The following is a 3,942-nucleotide window of genomic DNA, read 5'->3' as shown; positions in this document are numbered from 1 at the left end:
GCGTTCGGAGGCCTACTTTGTTTTCCCTCTGGCGCAAGGCACGCCGGGAAAACAGTGCGGCCTCGCGGCTACTGGGGTCTACCAGCCTTCGCTTCGCTCTCCATGGCTGGCAGCGCCTGTTGCAAGAATCCCCCTCCAAACCTACCACTGGCTCTTGATGCCTGAGCTCTTTTCGAGATTTTCAAGGCACTGCAGATGCTGCTCCCGCTCCTCCCTGCTGGCCCGCACGATTTTCAGGGCCGGCCGATCCGCCGGCAAACGGCGAATCTGCTGTGCATCGCCACTACCGGATTCGCCGTCAGCATCATCCAGGAACAGTGCCGACTGTCCTCCGGTCATGGCGAGATACACTTCGGCAAGTATTTCCGCGTCCAGCAGCGCACCGTGCTTCTGACGCTGTGAGTTGTCGATATCGTAGCGCCCGCACAGCGCATCCAGGCTGTTGCGCTGCCCCGGATGTTTCTTGCGCGCCATCACCAGCGTATCGGTGACGCTGCAATAGCTTTCCAGGCTGTCCCAGCCGTCCAGTCGCTTCAACTCCGCATTGATGAAGCCCACGTCAAAAGGTGCGTTGTGGATGATCAGTTCGGCATCCTGGACATAATCCATGAAATCCTGCACCACATCTTCGAACCGGGGCTTGTCGGCGAGAAATTCGTTGGTGATGCCATGCACTTCGACGGCGCCCGCATCGATTTCCCGGTCCGGCTGCAGATACTGGTGGAAGTCGTTGCCCGTGGGACGGCGCTCGATCAGTTCCACACAACCGATCTCGATGATCCTGTGGCCCTGTGAGGGCTCCAGTCCGGTGGTTTCCGTATCCAGTACGATCTGTCTGCTCATGCCAGTTCTTCGATACCCCGGTTGGCGAGTTGATCTGCGCGTTCGTTTTCAGGATGGCCGCTGTGGCCTTTCACCCATTCCCAGTGCACGTCGTGCTTCTGCACCAGCGCATCCAGCTGCTGCCACAGGTCGGCATTCTTGACCGGTTTGCGGGCTGCCGTTTTCCAGCCGTTGCGCTTCCAGTTGTGGATCCACTGGGTCATGCCATTCTTCACATACTGGGAATCGGTAACGATAGTGATGCTGCTGGGCCGCGTAAGGGCAGACAGCCCTTCGATGACCGCCTGCAGTTCCATGCGGTTGTTGGTAGTGGCTTCCTCACCGCCCCAGAGCTCTTTTTCGACTTCGCCATAGCGCAACAGCGCACCCCAGCCGCCCGGCCCCGGGTTTCCTTTGCATGCTCCGTCCGTATAAAGCGTTACTGTCTTACTGCTCATTTTTCCAGTTTGCCCTGTGAACAATTGGCAAGGGGCTGTACCGCCACCTTGCCCAGCTTCCGCTCCAGGCGCCAGCGTGGGCGCACGGGCGTCAGAGTGGATACCCTTTTCACGGCAACGATAACATACACACCGGCAGACCAGGGCCAGAAGCGCTGTCCCATCCGGTCCAGACGTGGAAAACGCTGTTTGAGGAAAGCCTTTTTCCAGGGAGGCCGAAACAGCAGGGTCTGCGTCTGTTCCACATCGAAGCCCAGCAGGGACAGCCAGTCATGCAGCCGGGCGTAAGGGATGAAATGCCCCTTCCAAGGAAGGTGGCGTGACGAACCGGGCATCAGGCGCCACAGCCCCCAAAGGCTGTAGGGATTGAAACCGGTGATGATCACCCGTCCTTCGGGAATGAGGATGCGCTCGACCTCCCGCAACACCTGACGGGGATCCACCACAAAATCCAGCGTGTGGGGAAGAACCACCGCATCGATGGTATCCCCGGCCAGGGGCAGTTGTTCAGGCAGGGTCACCAGTTCACTGTGCTCATCGTGACAGGGACCTGCCCGCACCCTGCTGCGGATAGGAGAGAACTGCATGTAGTCGAGGGGCCGGCACAGCAGTCCCAGCTCCAGCAGATAATAGCCAAAAAGCGTTTTTGCAAGCTCTTGCAGTACAAGAGATTCCTGCGCCAGCACCATTTCACCCAGATCGGTCCCGAACCACTGATTCAGCGCGGCAACCTGATGCCTGTAGTCAAGACCATTGCTCATGCCGGCTATTGTAGAGCTTTATGCCGACTTGTGAACCTTCGTCTTTGATACCGGACACGGTTCTTGGGACCGTTTTTGCAGTGGAATAATGGCGGGGATTTTCGTATAGTTGACGGAATTTATAGGTTTTTCGGATGTTGGCACAACACTTCATTAATGACGTATCGGATCCTGCTTCTACTGCCGTTTCTCATCCTGCTCGCCAGTTGCGTCAGCAACCCTGAGAAACAGACGCCCCAGGTTTCGGCCCAAATCCCTGAACCTGAGACCACGAATATTGACGAGCTGCTCGAGGAATTTGCGGCACCGGAACCTGAAATTCCTGCAACGCCCGAGAATCCGACTTTGTGGCAGCAGCTCGCCAGTGGGTTTCAGCTTCAGGATATAGACAACGCCAATATCGAGCGGGAAATACAGATCTTCGTGGGCCGGGGAGACTCCCTTACCCGACAGCTGAAAAAAGGCGAGCCGTTTCTCTACCATATTCTGCAGGAAGTCAGGAAACGCGGCATGCCCTCGGAAATTGCACTGCTGCCCGGCGTTGAAAGCGGGTTTTGTCCCACCGCCTATTCACGCCATGGCGCGGCGGGGCTGTGGCAGTTCATGCCCGCCACCGGCCGTTACTTCGGCCTGAAACAGGACTGGTGGTATGACTCCCGCCGCGATCCTGTCGCATCCACTGAAGCAGCGCTGGGTTATCTGCAAAAACTGTACAAACGCTTCGATGACGACTGGCTGCTGGCCATCGCCGCCTACAATGCCGGAGGCGGTACTGTTGCCAGAGCCCTCCGAAAGAATCTTGAACAGGACAAGCCCACCGATTTCTGGTCGCTGGACCTGCCGGCGGAGACACGGCAGTATGTTCCCCGTCTGCTGGCGCTGTCTCACATCATCAGACAACCTGAGCGGTACGGTATGGTGCTGCCAGCCATCGAGAACGAATTGCGTTTCGTCAGGGTTCCCATCGGCGAGCAACTCGACCTCAAGGTGGCAGCCAAACTGGCGGGGATGAAGACTGAGGACCTGCTGCTGCTGAATGCCGGTTTCAACCGCTGGGCCACTCACCCCGATGGTCCCCACTACCTGCTGCTTCCCGCAGACAAGGCGGAAGAATTCTCCGAAAAACTCGCCACACTGCCCGAAGACCAGCGTCTGCGCTGGACACGTTACCGCATCCGGCGCGGTGACAATCTTAGCCGGATCGCCAGGCATTTTGGCGTCAGCGTACAGGCACTGATGCAGACCAACAACCTGAAGAACCACCGCATCCGTGCCGGCGCCCACCTGATGATCCCCCTGTCCGGCAGCACTGCCGCTGCTTCGGTCGACGTCGCTTCCAGCAGCAACAGAAAGGTTCGCTATCACGTAAGGAAAGGCGATTCCCTGTACGCCATCGCCAAGCAGTTCGGGGTCAAGATCACCGACCTAAAAAAGTGGAACCAGCTTGCCGGCGACAGACTGAAACCCGGCCAGGAACTCACCGTGGTGAGGACCCTGTAGGGTGGCTGTTTCCTTACCTGAACAGCACCGTTCAATGCCGAATGGCAGACCGCCCCGACAATACCAATAATCTTCCCGAGGATTGCTTATGAACAGGCTGATGCTGCTGATGCTCGCCGCCCTGCTGTATTCCGGTGCCGCTGTCCCGCGCCCGGAAAATCTTGCCAAAGAGCAGGTTCTGCACCGCGGCAATGGTGCCGAAGTGCAGACGCTGGATCCCCACAAGGCCGAAGGTGTGCCTTCGTCCAACATCCTCCGGGATCTCTATGAAGGCCTGACCATCGAAGCGCCGGACGGCACGGTCATCCCCGGCACTGCCGAATCCTGGGAAATCAGCGACGAGGGCAAGACCTATGTCTTTCACATCCGCAAGAATGCAAAGTGGTCCAACGGCGACCCGG

At 58.2% G+C, this 3,942-nt stretch carries 5 protein-coding genes; 2 read left to right on the top strand and 3 right to left on the bottom strand.

Annotation, left to right across the window (positions count from 1 at the left end; all coding sequences use genetic code 11):
• Positions 1-141 precede the first annotated feature (141 nt).
• The 3 genes from dnaQ to ACOCD2_RS13865 are packed head-to-tail and all read right to left on the bottom strand — an operon-like array spanning position 142 to position 2,041.
• On the bottom strand, positions 142-843 hold the full coding sequence (gene dnaQ, locus ACOCD2_RS13875) for a DNA polymerase III subunit epsilon (protein WP_293647858.1): 702 nt from the start codon (positions 841-843) through the stop codon (positions 142-144).
• Positions 840-1,280 (bottom strand): ribonuclease HI, encoded by a 441-nt coding sequence (gene rnhA / locus ACOCD2_RS13870; protein ID WP_293647856.1) that lies wholly within the window; start codon positions 1,278-1,280, stop codon positions 840-842. The genes dnaQ and rnhA overlap by 4 nt, the downstream gene beginning before the upstream one ends.
• Entirely contained in the window at positions 1,277-2,041 is a 765-nt protein-coding gene (locus ACOCD2_RS13865) for a class I SAM-dependent methyltransferase (RefSeq protein ID WP_293647854.1), read from the bottom strand. Before ACOCD2_RS13865 ends, rnhA begins: the two co-directional genes overlap by 4 nt.
• A 156-nt stretch (positions 2,042-2,197) precedes the next feature.
• On the opposite strand from ACOCD2_RS13865, the gene ACOCD2_RS13860 reads away from it, so the two are divergent.
• Both ACOCD2_RS13860 and ACOCD2_RS13855 read left to right on the top strand, forming a co-directional pair.
• On the top strand, positions 2,198-3,541 hold the full coding sequence (locus ACOCD2_RS13860; protein ID WP_293647852.1) for a LysM peptidoglycan-binding domain-containing protein: 1,344 nt from the start codon (positions 2,198-2,200) through the stop codon (positions 3,539-3,541).
• A gap of 88 nt (positions 3,542-3,629) precedes the next feature.
• Positions 3,630-3,942, top strand: a 313-nt coding sequence (locus tag ACOCD2_RS13855; RefSeq protein WP_305800420.1) for an ABC transporter substrate-binding protein, incomplete at its 3' end; no start/stop codon positions are given.

It is taken from the genome of Thiolapillus sp., assembly GCF_048562965.1.
GTDB lineage: Bacteria > Pseudomonadota > Gammaproteobacteria > Chromatiales > Chromatiaceae > Thiolapillus > Thiolapillus brandeum_A.
This window is presented reverse-complemented; position numbering and strand designations above follow the sequence as displayed.